This window comes from Limnohabitans sp. Rim28 (assembly GCF_000293865.2).
GTDB lineage: Bacteria > Pseudomonadota > Gammaproteobacteria > Burkholderiales > Burkholderiaceae_C > Limnohabitans_A.
Genome location: NZ_ALKN02000001.1, coordinates 280,979 through 303,580, shown reverse-complemented (window position 1 = coordinate 303,580; position 22,602 = coordinate 280,979). Strand labels below are relative to the sequence as shown.

Genomic DNA, 22,602 nt, shown 5'->3' with positions numbered 1-22,602 from the left:
TTTAGCAGGTTTTGCAAATATCCTCAGGGCTGACCTCGCAGGGCTCCCCTTGGCAACAGTTTTGGGTCAGGAAGGACAACACTGCATTCATGCGGTCGTACTGCGCCCGATAAATCAGGTTGCGGCCACTGCGCTCTTGCGAAATGAGATCTGCGTGCATCAACTCTTTCAGGTGAAATGAAAGAGTGTTCGCGGGCATACCCAGTTCCTCAGCGATCAGCGCGGGCGTCAACCCTTCCGCGCCTTTCACGACCAACAAGCGAAAAATCTGAAGTCGGTTGGGTTGTGCTAGCGCCGCGAGTGCTTTGATGACGTATTTGTCTTCCATGATTCAACCTTACTGGAAATATGTGACTATTGTATGTCAGCGATTGATGTTAATGACAAATGACCCCCTCAGATCATTTTTCCGTTGTGCAGGCTAGCAATTCCAACTGAATTTTCAATTACCCGTTTGTGCGAGATGGCTGTCTCAACATTTAGAATGATGCATTGAAACCCAAGTGCTTGATCGGCTTGTCCTTGGGAAACTTAGGCGGTTTGTGATGAAGCACGTTCTGCTCCGCCAAGACCAAACCCTGAACAGTCTGACTGTTCAGGGTTTTTTCTTTTCAGGCCTTGGACCCGTGTGCCAAAGCTCGTTCGCGGCTCGCGGCCAAGGCTTTTGCGTCAGGCGCCGACAAGTCCCAAGCCTGCATGTGGTCCAAGCTGATGTCGGTCAGGGCTTCAATCCATTGTGCGTCGTTGTTCAGGCAAGGGATGTAGTTGAAGCTTTCGCCACCCGCGTGCAAAAAGGCTTCTTTGGCTTCAAGCTGAATTTCTTCCAGAGTTTCCAAGCAGTCGCTGGTGAAGCCGGGGCAAATCACATCGACGGATTTCACACCTTGTCCAGCCATGGCGACCAGGCTTGGTTCGGTGTAGGGCTCGAGCCATTTGGCTTTGCCAAAGCGCGACTGGAAGGTGAGCTTGTATTGGTCTTTGCGCAAGCCCAGGGCTTCGGCCAGCAAGCGGCCTGTTTTCAAGCACTCGCAGTGGTAGGGGTCACCCAGCTGAAGGGTTCTTTCCGGTACACCGTGGAAGCTCATGAGCAATTGTTCGGATTGCCCATTCGCAGCCCAGTGGGCGCGCACCGTTTGCGCCAATGCAGCGATGTAACGCGTGTCGTCATGGTAGTGATTGACGAAGCGCATCTCGGGGATCAGACGGGTCTTGAGGCCCCAGTGGTACACCGCGTCAAACACGCTGGCTGTGGTGGTGCCGCTGTATTGGGGGTAGGCCGGCAAGATCAGGACACGCTGCACGCCTTCTGCTTTGAGGGCGCTCAGTTGCGCCGGGATAGACGGCTGGCCATAGCGCATGGCGTAGCGCACGGTGACATGGTGGCCACGCTCTTGCAGTGAGGTGCCCAATGATTGGGATTGTTGCTCGGTAAAAGCTTTCAGGGGCGAGCCTTGCTCGGTCCAAATGCTGGCGTATTTGGCGGCCGATTTGGCCGGACGCACGCGCAAGATGATGCCGTGCAGGATCAGCCACCAAATGGGTTTGGGGATTTCGACCACGCGGCTGTCGCCTAAAAACTCGGCCAGGTATTTGCGCAGTGCAGGTGCTGTGGGGGCGCTGGGCGTGCCCAGATTGCAATACAAAACAGCCGTGCGAGCTGCCTGACCATGCTGGAAAGAGGGTTCTTTTTGAAATGCCATGCGGTATTCTCCCACCACCATGATTGACATTACCAAAATCAGAGCCATTACCCTCGATCTGGACGACACACTTTGGCCCGTCTGGCCCACGATTGGCCGTGCAGAAAACGCCTTGCAGGCCTGGTTGGCCGCACATGCGCCAAACACAGCGGTCTTGTCGGCCGATGCTGAACTCAAAAAAACCGTTCGCGCCGAAATCAATGCCCGCCATTCGGACCGGGCTCACGATTTGTCGTTTTTGCGTCTGCAGTCCATTCGCGCCATGTTGCAGCAAGCCGGTGATTCGCTGCACTTGGCCGAGCCAGCTTTTGAGGTCTTTTTTGCCGAGCGTCAGCGGGTGGATTTGTTTGACGATGCGTTGCCGGCCTTGCGTTTTTGGAGCCAACGCTACCCTGTGATCGCCCTGTCAAACGGCAATGCTGACGTGCACCGCGTGGGCATTGGGGAGCACTTTCGCGCCAGCGTGAGCGCCCAGTCCTTGGGCGTGGCCAAGCCCGATTTGCGCATTTTTGAAGCGGCAGCTGCTGCTGCCGGCGTGCAGCCCCATGAGGTATTGCACGTGGGTGACGATGCCCACGCCGACTGTGTGGGTGCTTTGGCAGCGGGTATGCAAGTGGCCTGGCTCAACCGCGAAGGCCACGACTGGACCCATGGCGACACCCGTCCGCACTTGGAGGTGCGAGACTTGCATCTGTTGTGCGCCAGTTGGTCTGACTATGAGCGCTAAGCCTGCGGCGTGAGAACCGGCTTGAAATTTTTTGCAATTTGACACTTGGAGAACCCCATGACTTTGAAGATTTACGGCATTGGCGCCTCTCGCGCAGCCCGACCCCTCTGGACCGCCTTGGAACTGGGCTTGAACTTTGAACACACAGGCACGCCTTATGCCGGTGGGGCGACCCGAACGCCCGAGTTTTTGGCACTGAACCCCAATGGTCACATTCCGGTGCTGATCGACGAGCGTGACGATGGCACGGTGACTGTGTGGGAGAGCATGGCTTGCGCTTTGTACATTGCCCGTGTGCATGGCCGTCCCGATGGCCAGTCGCTCACCCCCGCCACGCCCCGTGAAGAGGCCGAGGCCTTGCGTTGGAGCTTTTGGACCGTGTCCGAGTTGGAAAAAGACGCGCTCACCGTGTTGATGCACCGCATGGCCATGCCCGCTGACCAGCGCAAGCCGGAGTTGGCCGAACAGGCTGAAAGCCGCTTGAAGGTGCCATTGGCGGTGCTGGAAGCCCACTTGCAGGCCCAAAACGCCAAAGGCGAGGCGCATTTGGCTGCGCAACGCTTCACGGTGGCCGATGTGTGCGTGGCCAGTGTGGTGGGCTGGCTGCGTCCTGCGCCTGGCTTGTTGGCGCAGTACCCGGCGGTATCAAGCTGGATGGAGGCGTGTTTGGCCCGTCCGGCTCAGGCGCAAGCCCGGGGCATGAAGTAACAGCACCAAGAGGCAGGGCAAGAGGGGCCTTTAAAACCGACCCAAGGCCTGCATCTTCCAAGCCAGCCACAGTTTACGCAGGGGCGTGAGGGCGATGCGTTGGTGCAGGACCTGAAAGCCCGAGGCTTCGATTTCGCGCAGCAAGGTGCGGTAGATGCTGGCCATCATGAGGCCGGGTTTTTGGGCGCGTCGGTCGGCGGCGGGCAGCAGGGCCAGGGCTTCGTCGTAAAGGGCGTGGGCACGGTCGGTCTGGAACTGCATCAGCGCTTTGAAGCGGTCTGAATAATCCCTCTGCATCAGTTCGTTGGCTTTGACGCCAAAGCGCTGCTGCTCATCCAGTGGCAGGTAGATGCGCCCGCGCATGGCGTCTTCGCCCACGTCGCGGATGATGTTGGTCATCTGAAAAGCCAGACCCAGCTTGTGGGCGTAATGGGTGGTGGCTTCGTCAGTCTGGCCAAAGATGCGGGCGGCGACTTCGCCCACCACACCGGCGACCAAATGGCAGTACGTCGTCAGGCCCGCAAAGTCCAAATACCGGGTTTGGTTCAGGTCCATCTGACAGCCTTCGATCACGGCCATCAGGTGGCGGCTCTCAATGCCGAAGCTGGGCGCCAAGGGCATGAGGGCGTGCATCACGGGGTGGCTGGGCTGTCCGGTGAAGGCTTGCAGGACTTCTTTTTGCCACCAGGCGAGTTTGGTGGCCGCCACGCCGGGGTCTTTGATTTCGTCAACCACATCGTCGACTTCACGGCAAAACGCATAAAAGGCAGTGATCGCGGCACGCCGCTCTGGCGGTAAAAACAAAAAAGCGTAATAGAAACTGCTGCCTGAAGCAGCGGCTTTTTGCTGGACGTAATCTTGCGGGCTCATGGACTGGGATTCTCGCATTCAAAGCGCAGACTCAAGGCTGGGGCCGGCGAGACAATTGGAGAAATTCTCTTTCCAGAACGGGCGCAGACCCGAGGCCCAAGGCGATGCGCCAGAGCAGGGCGCGCACTTCATGGCGTGGCATTTTGATGCTTTGGGTCAGGGCCGCAGGGCCAGCCTCTCGCAGCAGAGCCACGGTGCGGGCACCGATCAAGGCGGGCAGTGCACTGGCCAGGCGCAGACGCCAAGGCTTGACCGCCAATGCATACCGCATGCCACAGGCCAACTGAGACTGGGTGGTGTCCAGCCACTGGTTGTAAAGCGGGGTGATGGATGTCAGTGTGTTGATTTTTCGAGAGTTTGCCTCGCTGGCATTGCCTGTGCCGTTTGTGGCGCGTGCAGCTTCTGCCAGCCGTTCGGGCGTCAGGCCAGCCTTTGCCAAAGTCTCGACCGGCCAGTAGCAGCGCCCGTCTGCCAAGTCGGCGCCCATGTCGCGAACAATGTTCAGGCGTTGCAGGCCCATGCCGTATTGGCGACCGATGTGCATCATCTCGTCTTGGGGCAAAAGGGCATAGTCTGGCAAGTGGCGGCCGCACAACGCCGTCCAGAATTCCCCCACGCACCCCGCCACCAGCCAGGTGTAGTCGTCCAACTCTGTTTCAGTTTGCAAAGACTCAAGCCGATGGGGGCCGTTTCCAAAGCGGGTCATGTCCAGTTGCTGCCCCCGGGTGATGTGGCCCAGTACGGTACGCACGCTGGCTTGATCAGGCTCAGACAAGGTGTGCAGCAATGGCAGACATTGCGGCAGCGCTTGCATCAAGGCGCGTTCGTGCGGGTTGGTTTGTTGCGCGGCAAAGGCTTGGGTGAGCTTGGGCAGCGGGCTGAGTTGTTCATCGCTATCTGAAGTGACGGCGATGGCCTGCGTCATGAGATGCAGCAGGGTTTGCCGCTCCGCCAAGGGCAGGTCGCTGGTGTCGGCCACGGTGTCTGTCGCTCGGGCCAACAGATAGCCGATGGCCACAGGGGCTTGTAAAACGGACGGTAAAAGTCGGATCGACAAGTCAAACGAACGGGAGACGCGGCGCAGGAGCTGGCCTTGTTCTGCGTTCAATCCACGGGGTGGGCGTCGTCCAAATAGGGGGGGTGTTGTCATGGTCAATCGGTATTGTCGCTTGACAGCTGCAACCGCTTTGAATAAATTACTAACCAATCGGTCATTATTTTTCTTTGGACACACCATGCATTTTTTGATGTCACTCGCCTCAGGGCGAGTTCTTCGTTTCTGCGGTTTTGCTGGTTTTTTGTTGACTTTAATAGCATGTTCCAAGACCGAGGCGCCACTGGAGCCTTTGCGTTCGGTCAAGTTGATCACTGTGGCGGGCAGCGATTTGACGGTGGACGGGACATTTTCAGCCGAGGTGCGTGCCCGGGTCGAGTCCCGGTTGGGCTTCAGGGTCGGCGGCAAACTGGTGCAGCGAGCCGTTGAACCTGGACAGCGGGTGGTCGCCGGGCAGCTGTTGGCGGTGCTGGATGCGCAAGATTTTGAGTTGGCTGTGTCGGCAGCTCAGGCGCAGGTCAGCGCTGCGCAAAGCCAGCGCGACTTGGCTCTGGCTGATTTCAAACGTTTTGAGGCCTTGAAAGCCCAAAACTTCATCAGCGGCGCCGAACTGGAGCGGCGCGAGGCCAGTTTGAAGGCGGCGGACGCGGCATTGAGTCAGGCCAAGGCCCAAGCGCAGGCGCAGGGCAATCAAGCAAGCTATGCCCGTTTGGTGGCCAGCCATGCGGGTGTGATCACCGGCGTGGAGGCTGAGGTCGGTCAAGTGGTTTCGGCGGGACAGCCCGTGGTGCGTTTGGCCCACGATGGCCCGCGCGATGCGGTTTTTGCGGTGTCCGAATCGATCATCATGGCGCTCAAGACCGGTCAAATCATGCAGGCCACGGTACTCAGCACGGGGCAAACCGTGCAAGGCTCAGTGAGGGAGTTGGCCGCCATGGCCGATCCGGTCACGCGCTCCTTCACCGTGAAGTTGGCGCTGGAGGGCGGTATAGCTTTGCCTTTAGGGGCCACGCTCAATGTGAGGGCGCCAGGGCTGTCTGGTTCAGCGTCGACGGCGATGGTGCTGCCCACCAGTGCACTGCGCCAAGAGGGGCAGGGCACGGCGGTGTGGGTGCTGGACGAAACCACCATGACGGTCAACAGCCAGGGGGTGCAGTTGGGCCCGGTCAATGGCAACGATGTCGTCATCAGATCGGGGCTCACACCAGGGCAAAAAGTGGTGAGCGCTGGGGTGCATGTGCTGTCGCCGGGTCAAAAGGTCACGATTTATGGCGCAGTGCCAAGCATGGCCCCTGCTGCTTCGGTTGCACCAGCACGGTGATCCCATGAGCAGCACCGACAACACCCGTTTCAACCTCTCGCGCTGGGCGCTGGAGCACCCGGCCCTGACCCGCTACCTGATGGTGGTGTTGATGGTACTGGGCATGGCGTCTTATTTTCAGCTGGGGCAAGACGAAGACCCACCCTTCACCTTCCGCGCCATGGTGGTGAGGGCCTATTGGCCCGGCGCCACGGCCGAGCAAGTGGCCGAGCAGGTGACCGACAAAATCGAGCGCACCCTCCAAGAGGTGCCCTTTGCCGACAAGATAAGAAGTTATTCCAAGCCGGGTGAGGCGCAGATCATTTTTCAGATCAAAGACAACTCGGACCCCGGGGCTGTTCCGCAGATTTGGTACACCGTGCGCAAAAAGATCGGTGACATGCGCGGCAGCTTGCCGCCGGGTGTGGTGGGGCCATTTTTCAACGACGAATTTGGGGATGTGTTCGGCGTGATTTACGCGCTGGGTGGTCAGGGTTTTACGCCAGCCGAACTCAAAACCCAGGCCGACAGCTTGCGCCAGCAACTGCTGCGCGTGCCCGATGTGGCCAAGGTTGAGTTGTTTGGCGTGCAAGACGAAAAGGTATTCGTTGAAATTTCGCAGCAGCGCTTGGCACAAATGGGCTTGGACATGGGGGCTGTGCTGGCTCAGCTCAGCCAGCAAAACGCGGTGGAGCCGGCGGGCAGCATCCAGTCGCCAGTCGATGTGGTTCAAGTTCGAGTGGGCGGGCAGTTTCAGAGCCTGGATGACTTGAGGGCCATGCCCATTCGCGGCGCATCGGGTGCGCAAATCCGTTTGTCAGACATCGCCACAGTCACACGCGCTTATGCCGATCCAGCCAGCGTCAAGGTGCGGCACGATGCGCAAGAAGTCATTGCGATCGGTGTGTCCATGGCCAAAGGGGGCGACATCATTGCCCTGGGCCAGTCTTTGCGCGTGACGATGGCGTCTACCCAAGCCAGCCTGCCTGCGGGCATGACGTTGACGCAGGTCCAGGACCAGCCCAGCGCGGTGGCGAGCTCGGTCAACGAGTTCATCAAGGTGTTGATCGAGGCGGTGGTGATCGTGTTGGCGGTGAGTTTTTTGGCCTTGGGTCTGCACAAGCGGCCGGGCCAACACCCCATGTGGCGGCGCTGGACGCTGGACATCCGCCCGGGGTTGGTGGTGGGCATCACGATTCCGCTGGTGTTGGCGGTCACGTTTTTGGCCATGCATTACCTGGGCATTGGCCTGCACAAAATTTCATTGGGCTCGCTCATCATCGCTTTGGGCTTGCTGGTGGACGACGCCATCATCGCGGTGGAGATGATGGTGCGCAAGATGGAAGAGGGCTACGACAAGCTGCGGGCGGCGACCTTTGCCTATGAGTTGACCGCCATGCCCATGTTGACGGGCACCTTGATCACCGCTGCCGGGTTCTTGCCGATTGGCATGGCCAAGTCCATGACGGGCGAGTACACCTTCGCGATTTTTGCGGTGACGGTGGTGGCGCTCTTGGTCAGTTGGGTGGCTTCGGTTTATTTTGTGCCTTATTTGGGGGCCTGGTTGCTCAAGCCGCCTGCGCACGCCGTGTCGGCGGAGCACCTGGATTCGGCCGAGATGTTCAACACGCCGTTTTACAGGCACTTTCGCGCTGGGGTGACTTGGTGCGTGACGCACCGCTGGAAAACGATTGGCATCACGGTCTTTTTGTTCGCCATGGGGATCGTGGGCATGGGCAAGGTGCAGCAGCAGTTCTTCCCGGACTCTTCACGTCCTGAAATCATGGTGGACTTGTGGCTGCCTGAGGGGTCTCCTGTCAAGGCCAGCGAGGACATCACCCGCCGTGTAGAGCAGCGCTTGGCGCAAGAGCAGGGCGTCAAATCGGTCACGGCTTGGGTCGGTTCGGGCGTACCGCGCTTTTATTTACCACTCGACCAGGTGTTTCCGCAGACCAACGTGTCGCAACTGATCGTGCAGCCCACCGATTTGAAAACCCGCGAAGTGCTTCGGGCTAAGTTGCCAGCCTTGCTGGCGCAGGAATTCCCTGAAGTGCGCGGGCGGGTCAAGCTGTTGCCCAACGGGCCGCCTGTGCCCTATCCGGTGCAGTTTCGGGTGGTGGGGCCGGACCCCAAGGTTCTGCGCCTGAAGGCCGAAGAAATCAAGGCACAAATGCGCCTGAACCCCAACACGCGCGGCGTGAACGACAACTGGAACGAGTCGGTCAAGTCGGTGCGACTGGAGGTCGACCAGGCCAAAGCCCGCACTCTGGGTGTGAGCAGCCAGTCGATTGCCCAGGTTTCACGCACCTTGCTGTCCGGTGCCCCCGTGGGCCAGTTCCGTGACGGTGACAAACTGATCGACATCGTTTTGCGCCAGCCGCTGGCCGAGCGCGATGCCTTGTCCGACTTGAGTCAAGCTTATGTGCCCACGGCCTCAGGTCGGTTCATTCCTTTGTTGCAAGTGGCCACGCCGGTTTTGACCTGGGAGCCTGGCGTGATGTGGCGCGAGGGGCGGCAATTCGCCATCACGGTGCAGGCCGATATTGCCGAAGGCCTTCAGGGGGCCACGGTGACGGCGCAGTTGCTGCCTGAGCTGAAAAAGACCGAGGCCACCTGGCAAGGTCAGGGCTTGAGCGCTTACCGCATCGAGGTGTCCGGTGCCGTTGAAGAAAGCGCCAAAGGCTCAGCCTCGATCGCGGCCGGCGTGCCCATCATGCTGTTCATCACCTTCACGCTGCTCATGCTGCAGCTACAAAGCTTCAGCCGGGCGATGTTGGTTTTTTTGACGGGGCCACTGGGCATGGCGGGTGTGGCAGGGGCCTTGTTGGTGCTTGATCGGCCCTTTGGTTTTGTGGCTCTGCTGGGCGTGATCGCGCTCATGGGCATGATTCAGCGCAACTCGGTCATCTTGATTGACCAAATTGAGCAGGACCGGGCGGCCGGTATGGCGCCGTGGCAGGCCATCGTCGAGTCAGCGGTGCGGCGTTTGCGTCCCATTGTGCTCACGGCGGCTGCGGCGGTGCTGGCCATGATCCCGCTGTCCCGAAGCATCTTTTGGGGACCGATGGCGGTGGCCATCATGGGGGGCTTGGTGGTGGCCACGGCCTTGACCCTGCTGGCCTTGCCGGCCATGTACGCGGCCTGGTTCCGAATTGAGCGGCCAAATCAAGCCCGTGCCTGATTTTGGCCAATCGAAGCGGCTAAAATATAAAGTTGACCGATTTCAAGCGGGCGGTCAGGTGAATCCAAGACTCACGCCGTCTTGTGGTGATGCCTGACGCCCTTTTTGTTTGGACATGCGCGGGTGGCGAAATTGGTAGACGCACCAGGTTTAGGTCCTGACGGTGGCAACACTGTGCGGGTTCGAGTCCCGCCCCGCGCACCAACCGACTGGTGGCCAATGGCGCAAGCCGCTGGCCTGAGAGACATTCAATTAACCGAGAACGACGATGACTGTGACTGTTGAAACCCTGGAAAAGCTGGAACGCAAGATCACCCTGACTGTGCCTGTGACGGCCATTCAGTCTGAAGTGGATGCACGTTTGAAGAAAATGGCCCGTACGGTCAAGATGGACGGTTTTCGCCCCGGCAAAGTCCCCATGAACGTGGTGACGCAGCGCTACGGTTACTCGGTTCAGTACGAAGTTCTGAACGACAAAGTGGGCGAGGCTTTTGCTGTGGCCGCCAATGAAGCCCAAGTGCGTGTGGCCGGACAACCCCGCATCTCTGAAAAAGAAGGTGCGCCCGAAGGCGAGCTGAATTTCGAAGCGATTTTCGAGGTGTACCCCGAAGTCAAACTCGGCAACTTGGCCGACACCGCCGTCGAGAAACTGACGGCTGAAGTGTCTGACGCCGCCATCGACAAGACTGTGGACATCCTGCGCAAGCAGCGCCGCACCTTTGCCCAGCGTGCGCAAGACGCCGCAGCACAAGACGGCGACCGTGCCACCATCGACTTCGAAGGCAAGATCGACGGTGAAGTGTTCACCGGCGGCAAAGCCGAAGACTTCCAGTTCATTCTGGGCGATGGTCAGATGCTCAAGGAATTCGAAGATGCGGTACGCGGCATGAAATCCGGCGAGAGCAAGACTTTCCCTCTGGCTTTCCCGGCCGATTACCACGGTCAAGACGTGGCTGGCAAAACCGCCGACTTCATGGTCACCGTCAAGAAAATTGAAGCGGCCAACCTGCCCGAAGTGAACGAAGCTTTGGCCAAGTCTTTGGGCATTGCCGACGCTTCCGTCGAAGGCCTGCGCGCTGATATCCGCAAAAACCTCGAGCGCGAAGTGAAATTTCGCTTGCTGGCCCGCAACAAGCAAGCGGCCATGGACGCTTTGGTGGCCAAGGCCGAGCTGGACTTGCCTCAGTCGATCGTGCAAAACGAAATCGAACGCTTGAAAGAAGGCGCCCGCGCTGACCTCAAGCAGCGCGGTGTCAAAGACGCCGACAAGGCGCCAATCCCTGACGACATCTTCCGCCCGCAAGCCGAGCAGCGCGTTCGTTTGGGTCTGGTGGTGGCTGAAGTCGTGCGTGGCAACACGCTGCATGCCAAGCCCGATCAGATCCAGGCGCACATTTTGGAGCTCGCTTCCAGCTACGAGCGTCCCGATGACGTGGTGCGTTGGTACAACAGCGACAACCAGCGCATGGCCGAGGTTGAAGCCGTGGTCATTGAAAGCAATGTGTCCGACTTCGTTTTGGCCCAAGCCAAAGTGGTCGAAAAAGCCATCTCTTTTGAAGAGCTGATGGGCCAACAGGGCTGATCGCTTTCCGATTCCCTTGAAAACGGGGCTTGTGCCGAGCTTGCAGTTCGGCTAACAAGCCCCATCTCATTGGTGGGCTTGACGACTCGGGTTAAAGTCTCTTTCATATTTTTTGGAGAAATGATGAGCGCAATGGACATCACAAGCTTGGGCATGGTTCCCATGGTCATCGAGCAATCGGGTCGTGGCGAACGTGCCTATGACATCTATTCGCGTTTGCTCAAGGAGCGCGTGATCTTTTTGGTGGGCGAGGTCAACGACCACATGGCCAACCTGATCGTGGCTCAGTTGTTGTTTTTGGAAAGCGAAAACCCTGAAAAGGACATTTCTCTGTACATCAACTCCCCTGGTGGTTCGGTGAGCGCCGGTATGGCGATTTACGACACCATGAACTTCATCAAGCCCGATGTGTCCACATTGTGCAATGGCATGGCGGCCAGCATGGGCGCGTTTTTGTTGTCTTCGGGTGCCAAGGGCAAGCGTTTTTCCTTGCCCAACTCCAAGATCATGATTCACCAGCCCTTGGGCGGTGCGCGTGGTCAGGCCACCGAGATCGAGATCGCTGCCCGTGAGATCGTCAAGACACGTGCCCATTTGAACCGCATCTTGGCCGAGAACACCGGTCAGCCTCTGTCCAAGATCGAGCTCGACACTGAGCGTGACTATTATTTGTCAGCCACAGAGTCCAAAGAGTACGGTTTGATTGACGAAGTCATTTCCAAACGCGCTTGAGTTTGGCCGGGCCTACCGACTCCTTTGCCGACGGCGTTTACCCTGAAAGGGTGAGCGCCGTTTTTCTTTCGTTATCATTGACGAATTCCGGATTCCGAGGCGAGATTTATGGCCGATAAAAAAGGCGCCAACACTGAAAAAAACCTGTTCTGCTCTTTTTGCGGCAAAAGCCAGCACGAAGTCAAAAAGCTGATCGCAGGGCCGTCGGTTTTCATCTGTGATGAGTGCATCGATTTGTGCAACGACATCGTGCGCGATGAGTTGGCCACCACCACGGTGGCCGCAGGGGCCAAAGAAGGCTTGCCCACACCGCTGGACATCAAGACCAACCTCGACAACTACGTGATTGGTCAAGAAAAAGCCAAGCGCAGTTTGGCGGTGGCGGTTTACAACCATTACAAGCGACTGAAACACAAAGAGGGTGCCAAAAAAGACGAGGTGGAGCTGGCCAAAAGCAACATTTTGCTGATTGGCCCCACGGGTTCCGGCAAAACCTTGTTGGCGCAAACCATGGCCCGCATGCTGGACGTGCCTTTTGTCATGGCCGATGCCACCACCTTGACCGAAGCCGGTTACGTGGGCGAGGACGTTGAGAACATCGTGGCCAAATTGCTGCAAACGTGCAATTACGATGTTGAACGAGCCCAGCGCGGCATCGTCTACATAGACGAGATCGACAAAATCACCCGCAAATCTGACAACCCGTCCATCACGCGAGACGTGTCGGGCGAGGGCGTTCAACAAGCGCTGCTCAAATTGGTCGAAGGCACCATGGCCAGCGTGCCCCCGCAGGGCGGACGCAAGCACCCCAATCAAGATTTTTTGCAGATCGACACCACCAACATCTTGTTCATTTGTGGCGGCGCGTTCGCGGGTCTCGAAAAAGTCATTGAAAACCGCACCGAATCGGGTGGTATCGGCTTCGGCGCAACCGTCAAAAGCAAAAAACAGCGCTCTCTCACCGACGTCTTCAACGAAGTCGAGCCCGAAGACCTGATCAAGTTTGGCTTGATTCCCGAGCTGGTGGGCCGTTTGCCTGTGGTCGCTACTTTGGCCGAACTGAGCGAAGAAGCTTTGGTGCAAATTTTGACCGAACCGAAGAATGCGGTGGTCAAGCAATTCACCAAGCTGCTGGCCATGGAGGGTGTCGAGCTCGAAGTTCGCCCCAATGCGCTCACGGCCATGGCCCGCAAGGCGCTGGCCCGCAAAACAGGTGCCCGTGGCCTGCGCTCCATCATGGAGCAGGCCTTGATCGACACCATGTTTGAGTTGCCCAACCAAGCGAATGTTGAAAAAGTGGTGGTGGACGAGTCGGTCATTGACGACAACAAGCCGCCATTGCTGGTTTACCGAGAGTCGGCCAAACAGGCCTGACCCACATGCGAAGCACCCTGATTCACTCCCTTACAAGTTCATGGGTTGAATTCTTGTGTGCAGCATCCATGTGTAGCTGAATTGACCCGAGGGACACACCATGTCTGGACACACACCTTTGCCGCCCACCCCTGATCGAACTGCCCATGTTGCCGCTGCGCGACGTGGTGGTGTTCCCTCACATGGTGATTCCTTTGTTTGTGGGCCGCCCAAAGAGCATCAAGGCGCTTGAGACGGCCATGGCGGCTGAACGCCGCATCATGCTTGTGGCGCAGAAAACGGCGGCCAAAGACGAACCCGGCGTGGAAGACATGTTCGATGTGGGTTGTGTCTCCACCATCCTGCAGATGCTGAAACTGCCCGACGGTACGGTCAAAGTTTTGGTTGAAGGCCAGCAACGTGCCATGGTCAAATCCATCACGGACGGTGAGGTGCACTTTGTGGCCGCTGTCACGCCGGTTGATCCCCTGTCTGAGCAGTCAGACGCCAGCAGCGAAATCGAAGCACTTCGCCGTGCCGTGATGCAGCAGTTTGACCAGTACGTCAAACTCAACAAAAAAATCCCCCCAGAGATTCTGACGTCCATTTCCAGCATCGATGATCCAGGCCGTTTGGCCGACACCATCGCAGCGCACTTGCCCCTCAAGCTTGAAAACAAGCAACAGGTGCTCGACTTGGCCAACATCAAGTCACGCCTTGAAAATCTCTTCGCTCAGTTAGAGCACGAGGTGGATATCTTGAACGTGGACAAGCGCATCCGTGGCCGCGTGAAGCGTCAGATGGAGAAGAACCAACGCGATTTCTACCTGAACGAGCAGGTCAAGGCCATTCAAAAAGAATTGGGTGACGGCGAAGAGGGCGCGGACATCGAGGAACTCGAAAAGAAGATCAAGGCTGCCAAGATGTCGGCAGAAGCCCGTAAAAAAGCCGAGGGCGAGTTGAAAAAACTCAAACTCATGTCCCCTATGTCGGCTGAAGCTTCGGTGGTGCGCAATTATCTGGACGTGCTCATTGGCCTGCCTTGGGGCAAAAAGACCAAACTCAAGCACGACTTGGCCAATGCTGAAGATGTGCTCAACCAAGACCATTTCGGCTTGGACAAAGTCAAAGACCGTATTTTGGAATACCTCGCGGTGCAACAACGCGTGGACAAAGTCAAAGCGCCCATCCTTTGCCTTGTGGGGCCACCCGGCGTGGGCAAGACGTCTCTCGGTCAGTCAATTGCCAAGGCCACGGGTCGCAAATACGTGCGGATGGCTTTGGGCGGCATGCGTGACGAAGCCGAGATTCGCGGGCACCGACGCACTTACATCGGGGCTTTGCCGGGCAAAGTGCTGCAAAATCTGAACAAGGTCGGCACCAAGAATCCGCTGTTTTTGCTCGACGAGATCGACAAGCTGGGCACAGACTTCCGGGGCGACCCCTCGAGCGCATTGCTGGAGGTGCTCGACCCTGAGCAGAATCACACCTTTGGTGACCATTACGTGGAGGTCGACTTTGATCTGAGTGACGTGATGTTCGTGGCCACCTCCAATTCGATGAACATTCCCTCGGCCCTCTTGGACCGGATGGAAGTGATTCGTTTGTCGGGTTACACCGAAGACGAGAAAACCAGCATCGCCATGAAGTATTTGCTGCCCAAGCAAATGACCAACAACGGCGTGAAAGAGACCGAGCTGCAGGTGACCGAGGCCGCTGTGCGCGATGTGGTGCGTTATTACACCCGCGAAGCTGGTGTGCGTTCGCTTGAGCGGGAGCTTGGCAAGATTTGCCGCAAGGTCGTCAAGGCCTTGTTGCTCAAACAAATGATGCCGCAGGTGGTGGTGAACGAGGACAACCTGAACGACTTTTTGGGCGTGCGCAAGTTCACCTACGGTCGCGCGGAGCAAAAAAATCAAGTGGGCCAAGTGGTCGGTTTGGCTTGGACCGAAGTGGGCGGTGATTTGCTCACAATCGAAGCCGCTCTGATGCCGGGTAAAGGCGTGATCACCCGCACCGGCTCACTGGGCGATGTGATGAAAGAGTCCGTGGAAGCTGCACGCACCGTTGTGCGCAGTCGCTCGCGTCTTCTGGGCATCAAAGACGAAGTCTTTGAAAAGAAAGACTTGCACATTCACGTGCCAGACGGTGCAACGCCAAAAGACGGGCCCAGTGCGGGCGCGGCCATGACGACCGCCATGGTGTCGGCCATGACGGGTATTCCTGTTCGTGCCGATGTGGCCATGACGGGTGAAATCACCCTGCGCGGTGAAGTCACCGCCATTGGTGGCTTGAAAGAGAAGTTGCTGGCCGCTTTGCGCGGGGGGATCAAGACCGTCTTGATTCCAGAGGACAACGTGAAAGACCTGCAAGACATTCCTGAGAATGTCAAAAATGGTCTTGAGATCGTGCCTGTCAAGTGGATCGACCAAGTTTTGGAAGTGGCTTTGGAAGCCAAACCGGTTCCCTTGAGTGACGAAGAAGTGGCTGCCGCTGCTTTGACGGCCGTACCAGCAACAGCCAAAGCCGAGGCTGTGAAGCATTGATGCGAAATTTTCAGGCTGACCTCAAAGTCGGCCTGAAATTGCTTTACAATTTGTACATTGCAGCGCACTAAGCACACTGTGCCAAGTTGCCTGAAATACGCGGGAATAGCTCAGTTGGTAGAGCGCAACCTTGCCAAGGTTGAGGTCGCGAGTTCGAGCCTCGTTTCCCGCTCCAAATTCCGAAAGATTCACCAAGTCTTTCCAACAAAAAGGAAGCTCCGGCTTCCTTTTTTGTTTTCCAATTGGGCCAAGTCAGCCCATCAATTGACCATGACCAGTTTGCCCTTGACGCTGCGCGAGCCCATCAAGGCATAAGCAGCCTTGAGTTCGCTCATGGGCAAAGTGCGATCGAGCACAGGTTTGATTTTCCCTTGGCCATACCATTGAGCCAGTTCGCCCATCATGGCCGCGTTGGCTTGGGGTTCGCGCCTGGCAAAGTCACCCCAAAAAACGCCCACCAAAGATGCACCCTTGAGCAAAGGCAGGTTCAGCGGCAGCGAGGGGATGGGGCCACCGGCAAAGCCCACCACCAAATACCGGCCACGCCAAGCGATGGATCTGAAGGCGGGTTCTGCCAACTCGCCGCCAACCGGGTCGTAAACCACATCAGGTCCCTTGCCATCGGTCAGGCTTTTGAGGGCCTCACGCAGGTTTTCACGGGTGTAATTGATCGTTGCATCGGCCCCCAATGTCATGCACAAAGCGCATTTTTCATCGGTGGAGGCTGCCGCAATGACTTTGGCGCCCATTGCCTTGGCGATTTGGATCGCTGCGGTGCCGACGCCTCCGGCCGCACCCAGCACCAAAACGGTCTCTCCGGCCTTCAGGGACGCCCGGTCGACCAATGCATGGTGCGAGGTGGCGTAAGTCATGATGAAAGCCGCGCCATCGGTGGCTGGAAAACCCGCTGGCAGGGGCATGCACAATTTTGCCGGTGCGAGGGTGTGGGTGCCAAAGCCCCCCGTGCCCGACAAACAGGCCACGCTTTGGCCCACTTTCAGGTGGGTCACACCTTCGCCCACGGCCTCAACGGTGCCAGCATATTCCGAGCCTGGCACGAAGGGCAGCTCGGGCTTCATCTGGTATTTGTTTTGGACGATGAGCAGGTCTGGGAAATTCAGGCTGGCCGCCTCGATTTTGACAAGCACTTGACCCGGACCCGGTGTGGGTGTGGGCAGTTCTTTCCAGTTCAGGGCATCAACGCCTGTGGGGTTTTCGCAAAGCCAAGCGTGCATGTTTTTTCTCCAAATCTTTTCAATGAAATCAAACTTCCATCTTAGTCAGCACGGACGTCCGATTCATGTCTCGCCAGCGACCACCTGATGCCTTGGGTGCTTGTGTTGACTGGTGGTCCCAAAAACGGTCATCGCCCTACAATGGCCGATTGATCAAAAACTGAACATGAAAATCCTGATTTCCAACGACGATGGCTTTCGGGCCGAAGGCATCGTGGCTTTGCATGAGGCACTCAAAGACATCGCCGAGGTGGAGGTGGTGGCGCCCGAGCACAACAACAGTGCCAAGTCGAATGCACTGACGCTGCACACGCCCTTGTATGTGAACCGTGCAGACAACGGTTTTCGCTATGTCAACGGTACCCCGGCCGATTGCGTGCACATCGCCTTGACGGGCTTGTTGGGATATCGCCCAGATTTGGTGATCTCTGGCATCAACAACGGCGCCAACATGGGCGATGACACCTTGTATTCGGGCACGGTGGGCGCGGCCATGGAGGGGTTTTTGTTTGGCATACCGGCCATTGCCGTGTCTCAAATTGACAAAGGCTGGGCCCACTTGGATGGTGCGGCCAGCACGGTCAAGCGAATGGTGCAGCAAATGATCCAGCAAGACCTGATCGGCACGCGCCCATGGTTGTTGAATGTGAACATTCCGAATTTGCCGGTCTCGCAGATCAAGTCGCCCAAGGTATGCCGCTTGGGCCGTCGTCATGCGGCCGAGCCGGTCATTACCCAAGTTGATCCCAGGGGGCAGACCATGTACTGGATTGGCGCTGCAGGTGCCGCGATGGATGACAGCGTTGGCACTGACTTCCATGCCGCTGACCAAGGGCATGTCGTGGTGACACCTTTGAAAGTGGATTTGACCGAGCACGACCACCTGCAAGCCTGGCGCCAGACTTGCAATCTCCTGTGGCAACAGGACGGCGAATGAAGCCCAGGCCCAGTTTCCCTGCCAATTTGAGTGGCTCGGGCGTTCCGCCCAAGTCCAGCTTGAGCAGACCCGTACCGAAAACGCTGGCCAACGCAACAAACAAGAGCAGCTCTGTCCATCGCCCACCTCCTGTGTCAATGGGTTTGGGATTGGATTCAAGTGCTGTCAGGGCTCAGATGGTGGCCAAGTTGGCGGCTCAAGGGGTCCAAGATGCGCTGGTTTTGCAAGCCATGGGCCGGGTGGAGCGACACCTTTTTGTGGAATCGGCATTGGCCGGTCAGGCCTACGAGGACACCAGTTTGCCGATTGGATTTGAACAAACCATCTCCAAACCCAATGTCGTGGCCCGGATGATCGAGTTGCTGCGTCAAGACGCTCAAGGCAAGTTGGGCCGGATTTTGGAAATCGGCACCGGCTGTGGTTACCAAGCCGCTGTGCTCAGTCATGTGGCGAGCGAGGTTTACAGCATTGAACGTTTGCGCGGCTTGCACGAAAAAGCCAAAAAGAACCTGCTTCCCTTTCGTTTGCCCAATGTGCACCTGATCTTTGGAGACGGCATGTTGGGCTTTCCCAAAGGGGCGCCATACGCGGGCATCATTTCAGCCGCGGGTGGAGACAATGTTCCTCAGGCTTGGTTGGACCAGTTGGCCACAGGGGGACGCTTGGTCGCACCCACGGTCACGCCTTCGGGCCATCAAGCCTTGGTGGTGATTCACAAAACCAGTCAAGGGTTCGACCGACAGGTTTTAGAGGCGGTTCACTTTGTGCCTCTAAAATCAGGTATTGCTTGAAGGATTGAACCCGGATGATTTTTAGTCATGTTTCTCGTCTTTGGCTGGGTGGGTTCACCCTGGCACTTTTGGCTGCTTGCAACACGCCGCCCAGAGTGCCAGCGCCAGTGGAAAGCCGCAATGTGGGCGGTCGGACTGCCATGTCTGCCCCCGCTCCTGTGGCTTCGCCTGCGCCCGATGTTTCGGCGGCGAGTCCTTCCGCCAAAGTGATGCCCGGTGCAGAAAATGCGGGCAAACCAGGTTTTTATACCGTGCAACGTGGCGACACTTTGACACGCATTGCACTGGACAACGGTCAGTCTTGGCGCGATTTGGCCACTTGGAACAATTTGTCGAATGCCAACTTGATCGAGGTCGGCCAAGTCTTGCGTGTGGCCCCGCCAACGGCCATCACCGAGGCCAGCGGCGTCGTTGTCCAGCCGATGGGTCCTTCGACTCAAGCAGCGCCCAAACCCTTGCCCCAAGCTCCAACGCCCCCCGCACCCGCCGCTGCGGATCAGGGGTTCGCGTTTTCTTGGCCAGCCAATGGCCAGGTCATTGGCGCCTTTGACGAGGTGAAAAACAAAGGCCTGGACATCGCGGGCCAAGCGGGCGATCCGATCTTGGCGGCTGCCGATGGCCAAGTGGTTTATGCCGGTGCGGGCCTGCGCGGTTATGGCAACCTGATCATCTTGAAGCACAACAACACGTTCCTGACGGCTTACGCTCACAACCAGGCACTGCTTGTGAAAGAAGACCAGCAGGTTCGCAAAGGTCAAAAGATCGCCGAGATGGGCAAAACCGATGCAGACCGCGTCAAGCTGCATTTTGAAATTCGGCGTCAAGGCAAGCCTGTCGATCCCGCCAAGTTTTTGCCCGCTCGTTGAAATGGCTTTGGGCACTGTGGCCAGTGCCGGGCGTCAGCGAGAAAATCCATGGGCCTTCGGCGTGGCACTTTGATTTTTCGGCCGCTCATCCTGAGACAATCGGGGGATGAGCGAACCAGACATCTCCCTATCCCAAGCCCACGCCGACGAAACCAGTCACTCCAGTGAAGACCTGCCTGCTGGGTTTTTGCGTGTGGGGTCTTTGGACATGGATGCCCAAGGCATCGCCCGCCGGCCCGATGGCAAGGTGGTTTTCATCGAAGGCGCTTTGCCCTTTGAAATTGTCTCGGTGAACGTGCACCGCAAGAAAAACAATTGGGAGCAGGGCACTGTGACCGATATTCACCACGAATCGTCCCAGCGCGTGCGCCCGGGGTGCCCCAATTTTGGTTTGCACCAAGGCGCGTGTGGTGGCTGCAAGATGCAGCACTTGGAGGCCTCGGCCCAGGTAGCGGTCAAGCAGCGCGTGCTTGAGGACAACCTCTGGCACCTGGGCAAGGTCAAGGCTGAAACCCTGTTGCGCCCCATCGAGGGGCCGACATGGGGCTACCGTTACCGTGCCCGACTGTCTGTGCGCTATGTGATCAAAAAAGGCGAGGTCTTGATTGGTTTTCACGAGCGCAAGAGCCGCTACATCGCCGACATGAAAGTGTGTCCCGTGTTGCCACCGCATGTCAGCGCCATGCTCATGCCCTTGCGTGCACTGATCGCTCAAATGGATGCGCGCGAGTCACTGCCGCAAATCGAGTTGGCTTGCGGTGACGAGATCACGGCGCTGGTGCTGCGCCACCTGGAACCCTTGAGCGATGGCGACCAAGCCTTGCTGCGCGCTTTTGCTGCGCAACATCAGGTTCAGTGGTGGTTGCAGCCCAAAGGGCCCGACACGGTGCATTTGCTGGACGAGGGTGGGGTGCAACTGAGTTACGGCTTGCCCGACTTTGGCATCACCATGCCGTTTCGGCCCACCGACTTCACCCAGGTCAACCCCTTCATCAACCGCGTGCTGGTGGCGCGTGCGCTGCGTTTGCTGCAAGCGCAAAAGACCGAACGCGTGATCGACTGGTTTTGCGGCCTGGGCAATTTCACGCTGCCGATCGCCACGCAAGCCGCGCAGGTTTTGGGGATTGAGGGTGCCGAAACCCTGGTGGCCCGTTCGCGAGAGAACTACGCCGTCAACCAGTCCTCGCGCCAAGCAGGTCAGGCTTTGGTGCCCACAGAGTTTGTGGCGCGCAATTTGTTCGAAATGACACCAGAGATGCTGGTGGCCGATGGCACGGCCGATAAATGGTTGGTGGACCCGCCACGAGAGGGCGCTTTTGCTTTGGCCAAGGCATTGGCTGAGTTGAACGAAAACCAGGCCCTGCGACAAGGCTGGACGCCGCCCAAGCGCATCGTGTACGTGAGCTGCAACCCGGCCACACTGGCCCGAGATGCCGGCATCTTGGTGCACCGCGCGGGTTACCGCTGTGTGAGCGCAGGAGTCGTCAATATGTTTGCGCACACCGCGCACGTCGAGAGCATGGCGGTCTTTGAATTGGCATGATCTGAAAGCGCGTCTGATGTGCAGCCCCTTCGGACAATGGGCGGACACAAAAAAGGCTCCCGAGGGAGCCTTTGTCTTGAGGGGAGGGGCTGGGTTCAGTCGCGCTCGCCACCCATGATGCCGAGCAGGGCCAACAAGCTTTGGAAGATGTTGAACACGCTGAGGTACAGGGCCAAAGTGGCGCTGATGTAGTTGGTTTCGCCGCCATCCAGGATGCGCTTGAGGTCATACAGCAAGAAGGCGCTGAAGATACCGATGGCCAAAGTGGAGAGGACCAACATGCCGGCGGTAGAGCCCACAAACACGTTGATGATGCCGCCCACCATCAGGACCATGGCGCCTACAAACAGCCATTTGCCCATGCCAGACAAGTCACGCTTGATGACGCTGGCCAGGCTGGCCATGACGAAAAACACACCGGCTGTACCTGCAAAAGCGGTCATGACCAGGTCAGAGCCGTTCTTGAAGCCCAAAACCATGGCGATCATGCGCGAGAGCATCAGGCCCATGAAGAACGTAAAGGCCAGCAGCACGGGCACGCCAGCGGCCGAGTTTTTGGTTTTCTCGATGGCGAACATGAAACCGAATGCGCCGCCCAAGAACACCACCAGGCCCATAAAGCCCGTGAGTGATTGGGTGATGCCTGTGCTCACCCCGACCCAAGCGCCCAGCACGGTAGGCAGCATGCTCAGGGCCAGCAGCCAATAGGTGTTGCGCAGAACGCGGTTGCGAGCCGCCAGGTCCACATGTCCCCAGTCAGCGGAATTGAGGGTGCGAAGGTCGCTCATGGTGTATCTCCTAGATAAGCCTTTAAAAAAGGTGATTCCATTGTAGAGGCCAGAGGCTTGCTTGGCCCCTGTTTTGCTGATTTCCCCTAGATGATGGGGTTATCCAGTTGAATCAGTTTTGCTTTGTGGTGGTCAATCTGCAGATCTGACGCGTGTATGCTCTGTTTTTTCTTTTTTTAAATGATGCCGTCATGAAGACCCAATCCACTCTTGAACTGTCCGATGTCAAAGCGATTGCCGCAGCAGCCGAGGCCGAAGCCCTCCAAAACAACTGGGCGGTGAGCATCGCCATTGTGGACGCGGGCGGCCATTTGCTCCATTTCACCCGTCTGGATGGTGCTCCCCCTGTGTCGGCTCACATTGCCCCGTCCAAAGCCCACACGGCCGCTTTGGGTCGCCGTGAAAGCAAGGTTTACGAAGACGTCATCAATGGCGGACGCACCTCCTTCTTGTCAGCGCCCACCATCCACGGCATGCTGGAAGGCGGCGTCCCGATCATGAAAGACGGTTTCTGCCTGGGTGCCGTTGGCGTGAGTGGTGTCAAGTCCACCGAAGACGCTCAGATCGCCAAGGCGGGCATCGCGGCCATCGGTTTGTGATCTCTTTCTTCAAGTCTTGACCTGTTGGTCAAGGCCAACCATGAAAAAAGCCACCTTGCGGTGGCTTTTTTCATGCTGGCGGGTCATGGA

Annotated in this window: 18 protein-coding genes, 2 tRNA genes and 1 pseudogene; 15 read left to right on the top strand and 6 right to left on the bottom strand. The window is 57.9% G+C overall.

Annotated elements, in window-relative coordinates; all coding sequences use genetic code 11:
* Nucleotide 1 precedes the first annotated feature (1 nt).
* Both B472_RS01380 and hemH read right to left on the bottom strand, forming a co-directional pair.
* Nucleotides 2-328: a helix-turn-helix transcriptional regulator gene (locus B472_RS01380; RefSeq protein WP_019428036.1), complete on the bottom strand. Its 327-nt coding sequence runs from the start codon at nucleotides 326-328 to the stop codon at nucleotides 2-4.
* Nucleotides 329-611: 283 nt separating this feature from the next.
* Nucleotides 612-1,700 carry a ferrochelatase gene (hemH, locus tag B472_RS01375; RefSeq protein ID WP_026039747.1) on the bottom strand — a complete coding sequence of 363 codons (1,089 nt, stop codon included), beginning with the start codon at nucleotides 1,698-1,700 and terminating at the stop codon, nucleotides 612-614.
* Nucleotides 1,701-1,719: 19 nt separating this feature from the next.
* On the opposite strand from hemH, the gene B472_RS01370 reads away from it, so the two are divergent.
* A complete protein-coding gene (locus tag B472_RS01370; protein ID WP_019428034.1) occupies nucleotides 1,720-2,427 on the top strand; it encodes an HAD family hydrolase in 708 nt (235 codons plus the stop codon).
* Between the two features lie 57 nt (nucleotides 2,428-2,484).
* Nucleotides 2,485-3,135 (top strand): glutathione S-transferase family protein, encoded by a 651-nt coding sequence (locus B472_RS01365; RefSeq protein WP_019428033.1) that lies wholly within the window; start codon nucleotides 2,485-2,487, stop codon nucleotides 3,133-3,135.
* Between the two features lie 30 nt (nucleotides 3,136-3,165).
* Here the strand turns inward: B472_RS01365 and hpnD are convergent, their stop codons facing one another.
* Together hpnD and B472_RS01355 are read right to left on the bottom strand one after the other, a co-directional pair.
* A complete protein-coding gene (hpnD, locus tag B472_RS01360) occupies nucleotides 3,166-4,005 on the bottom strand; it encodes a presqualene diphosphate synthase HpnD (protein ID WP_019428032.1) in 840 nt (279 codons plus the stop codon).
* Nucleotides 4,006-4,036: 31 nt separating this feature from the next.
* Complete coding sequence (locus tag B472_RS01355; protein WP_026039746.1) at nucleotides 4,037-5,155, bottom strand: squalene/phytoene synthase family protein; 1,119 nt, start codon at nucleotides 5,153-5,155, stop codon at nucleotides 4,037-4,039.
* A gap of 85 nt (nucleotides 5,156-5,240) precedes the next feature.
* On the opposite strand from B472_RS01355, the gene B472_RS01350 reads away from it, so the two are divergent.
* The 8 genes and pseudogenes from B472_RS01350 to B472_RS01315 all read left to right on the top strand — a co-directional run bounded on the left by B472_RS01350 (nucleotide 5,241) and on the right by B472_RS01315 (nucleotide 15,928).
* The gene (locus B472_RS01350; RefSeq protein ID WP_019428030.1) at nucleotides 5,241-6,380 is read left to right on the top strand and encodes an efflux RND transporter periplasmic adaptor subunit; all 1,140 of its coding nucleotides are present in this window, start codon (nucleotides 5,241-5,243) and stop codon (nucleotides 6,378-6,380) included.
* A 4-nt stretch (nucleotides 6,381-6,384) separates the two neighbouring features.
* The gene (locus B472_RS01345) at nucleotides 6,385-9,540 is read left to right on the top strand and encodes an efflux RND transporter permease subunit (RefSeq protein ID WP_026039745.1); all 3,156 of its coding nucleotides are present in this window, start codon (nucleotides 6,385-6,387) and stop codon (nucleotides 9,538-9,540) included.
* A gap of 117 nt (nucleotides 9,541-9,657) precedes the next feature.
* Nucleotides 9,658-9,744: transfer RNA gene (locus B472_RS01340), tRNA-Leu, on the top strand.
* Between the two features lie 64 nt (nucleotides 9,745-9,808).
* A complete protein-coding gene (gene tig, locus B472_RS01335; protein WP_019428028.1) occupies nucleotides 9,809-11,122 on the top strand; it encodes a trigger factor in 1,314 nt (437 codons plus the stop codon).
* 123 nt (nucleotides 11,123-11,245) lie between these two features.
* Nucleotides 11,246-11,854, top strand: coding sequence for an ATP-dependent Clp endopeptidase proteolytic subunit ClpP (clpP, locus tag B472_RS01330; RefSeq protein ID WP_026039744.1), 609 nt, complete (start codon nucleotides 11,246-11,248; stop codon nucleotides 11,852-11,854).
* 108 nt (nucleotides 11,855-11,962) lie between these two features.
* Complete coding sequence (gene clpX / locus B472_RS01325) at nucleotides 11,963-13,228, top strand: ATP-dependent Clp protease ATP-binding subunit ClpX (protein WP_019428026.1); 1,266 nt, start codon at nucleotides 11,963-11,965, stop codon at nucleotides 13,226-13,228.
* A 100-nt stretch (nucleotides 13,229-13,328) separates the two neighbouring features.
* Nucleotides 13,329-15,753: pseudogene (gene lon, locus B472_RS01320) on the top strand (endopeptidase La).
* A 99-nt stretch (nucleotides 15,754-15,852) separates the two neighbouring features.
* Nucleotides 15,853-15,928: transfer RNA gene (locus tag B472_RS01315), tRNA-Gly, on the top strand.
* 85 nt (nucleotides 15,929-16,013) lie between these two features.
* Here B472_RS01315 and B472_RS01310 read toward each other — a convergent pair.
* On the bottom strand, nucleotides 16,014-16,988 hold the full coding sequence (locus B472_RS01310) for an NADPH:quinone oxidoreductase family protein (RefSeq protein WP_019428024.1): 975 nt from the start codon (nucleotides 16,986-16,988) through the stop codon (nucleotides 16,014-16,016).
* 166 nt (nucleotides 16,989-17,154) lie between these two features.
* On the opposite strand from B472_RS01310, the gene surE reads away from it, so the two are divergent.
* From surE to rlmD, 4 genes are all read left to right on the top strand, one after another.
* A complete protein-coding gene (gene surE / locus B472_RS01305; RefSeq protein ID WP_019428023.1) occupies nucleotides 17,155-17,925 on the top strand; it encodes a 5'/3'-nucleotidase SurE in 771 nt (256 codons plus the stop codon).
* A complete protein-coding gene (locus B472_RS01300; RefSeq protein WP_081504989.1) occupies nucleotides 17,922-18,716 on the top strand; it encodes a protein-L-isoaspartate(D-aspartate) O-methyltransferase in 795 nt (264 codons plus the stop codon). The genes surE and B472_RS01300 overlap by 4 nt, the downstream gene beginning before the upstream one ends.
* Before the next feature lie 14 nt (nucleotides 18,717-18,730).
* Nucleotides 18,731-19,582: a peptidoglycan DD-metalloendopeptidase family protein gene (locus tag B472_RS01295; protein WP_019428021.1), complete on the top strand. Its 852-nt coding sequence runs from the start codon at nucleotides 18,731-18,733 to the stop codon at nucleotides 19,580-19,582.
* A 106-nt stretch (nucleotides 19,583-19,688) separates the two neighbouring features.
* Nucleotides 19,689-21,125, top strand: coding sequence for a 23S rRNA (uracil(1939)-C(5))-methyltransferase RlmD (gene rlmD / locus B472_RS01290; RefSeq protein WP_019428020.1), 1,437 nt, complete (start codon nucleotides 19,689-19,691; stop codon nucleotides 21,123-21,125).
* Between the two features lie 95 nt (nucleotides 21,126-21,220).
* On the opposite strand, the gene B472_RS01285 is transcribed toward rlmD, so the two are convergent.
* A complete protein-coding gene (locus tag B472_RS01285) occupies nucleotides 21,221-21,913 on the bottom strand; it encodes a Bax inhibitor-1/YccA family protein (RefSeq protein WP_019428019.1) in 693 nt (230 codons plus the stop codon).
* Nucleotides 21,914-22,104: 191 nt separating this feature from the next.
* On the opposite strand from B472_RS01285, the gene B472_RS01280 reads away from it, so the two are divergent.
* Nucleotides 22,105-22,512 carry a heme-binding protein gene (locus tag B472_RS01280; RefSeq protein ID WP_019428018.1) on the top strand — a complete coding sequence of 136 codons (408 nt, stop codon included), beginning with the start codon at nucleotides 22,105-22,107 and terminating at the stop codon, nucleotides 22,510-22,512.
* Nucleotides 22,513-22,602: the final 90 nt, after the last annotated feature.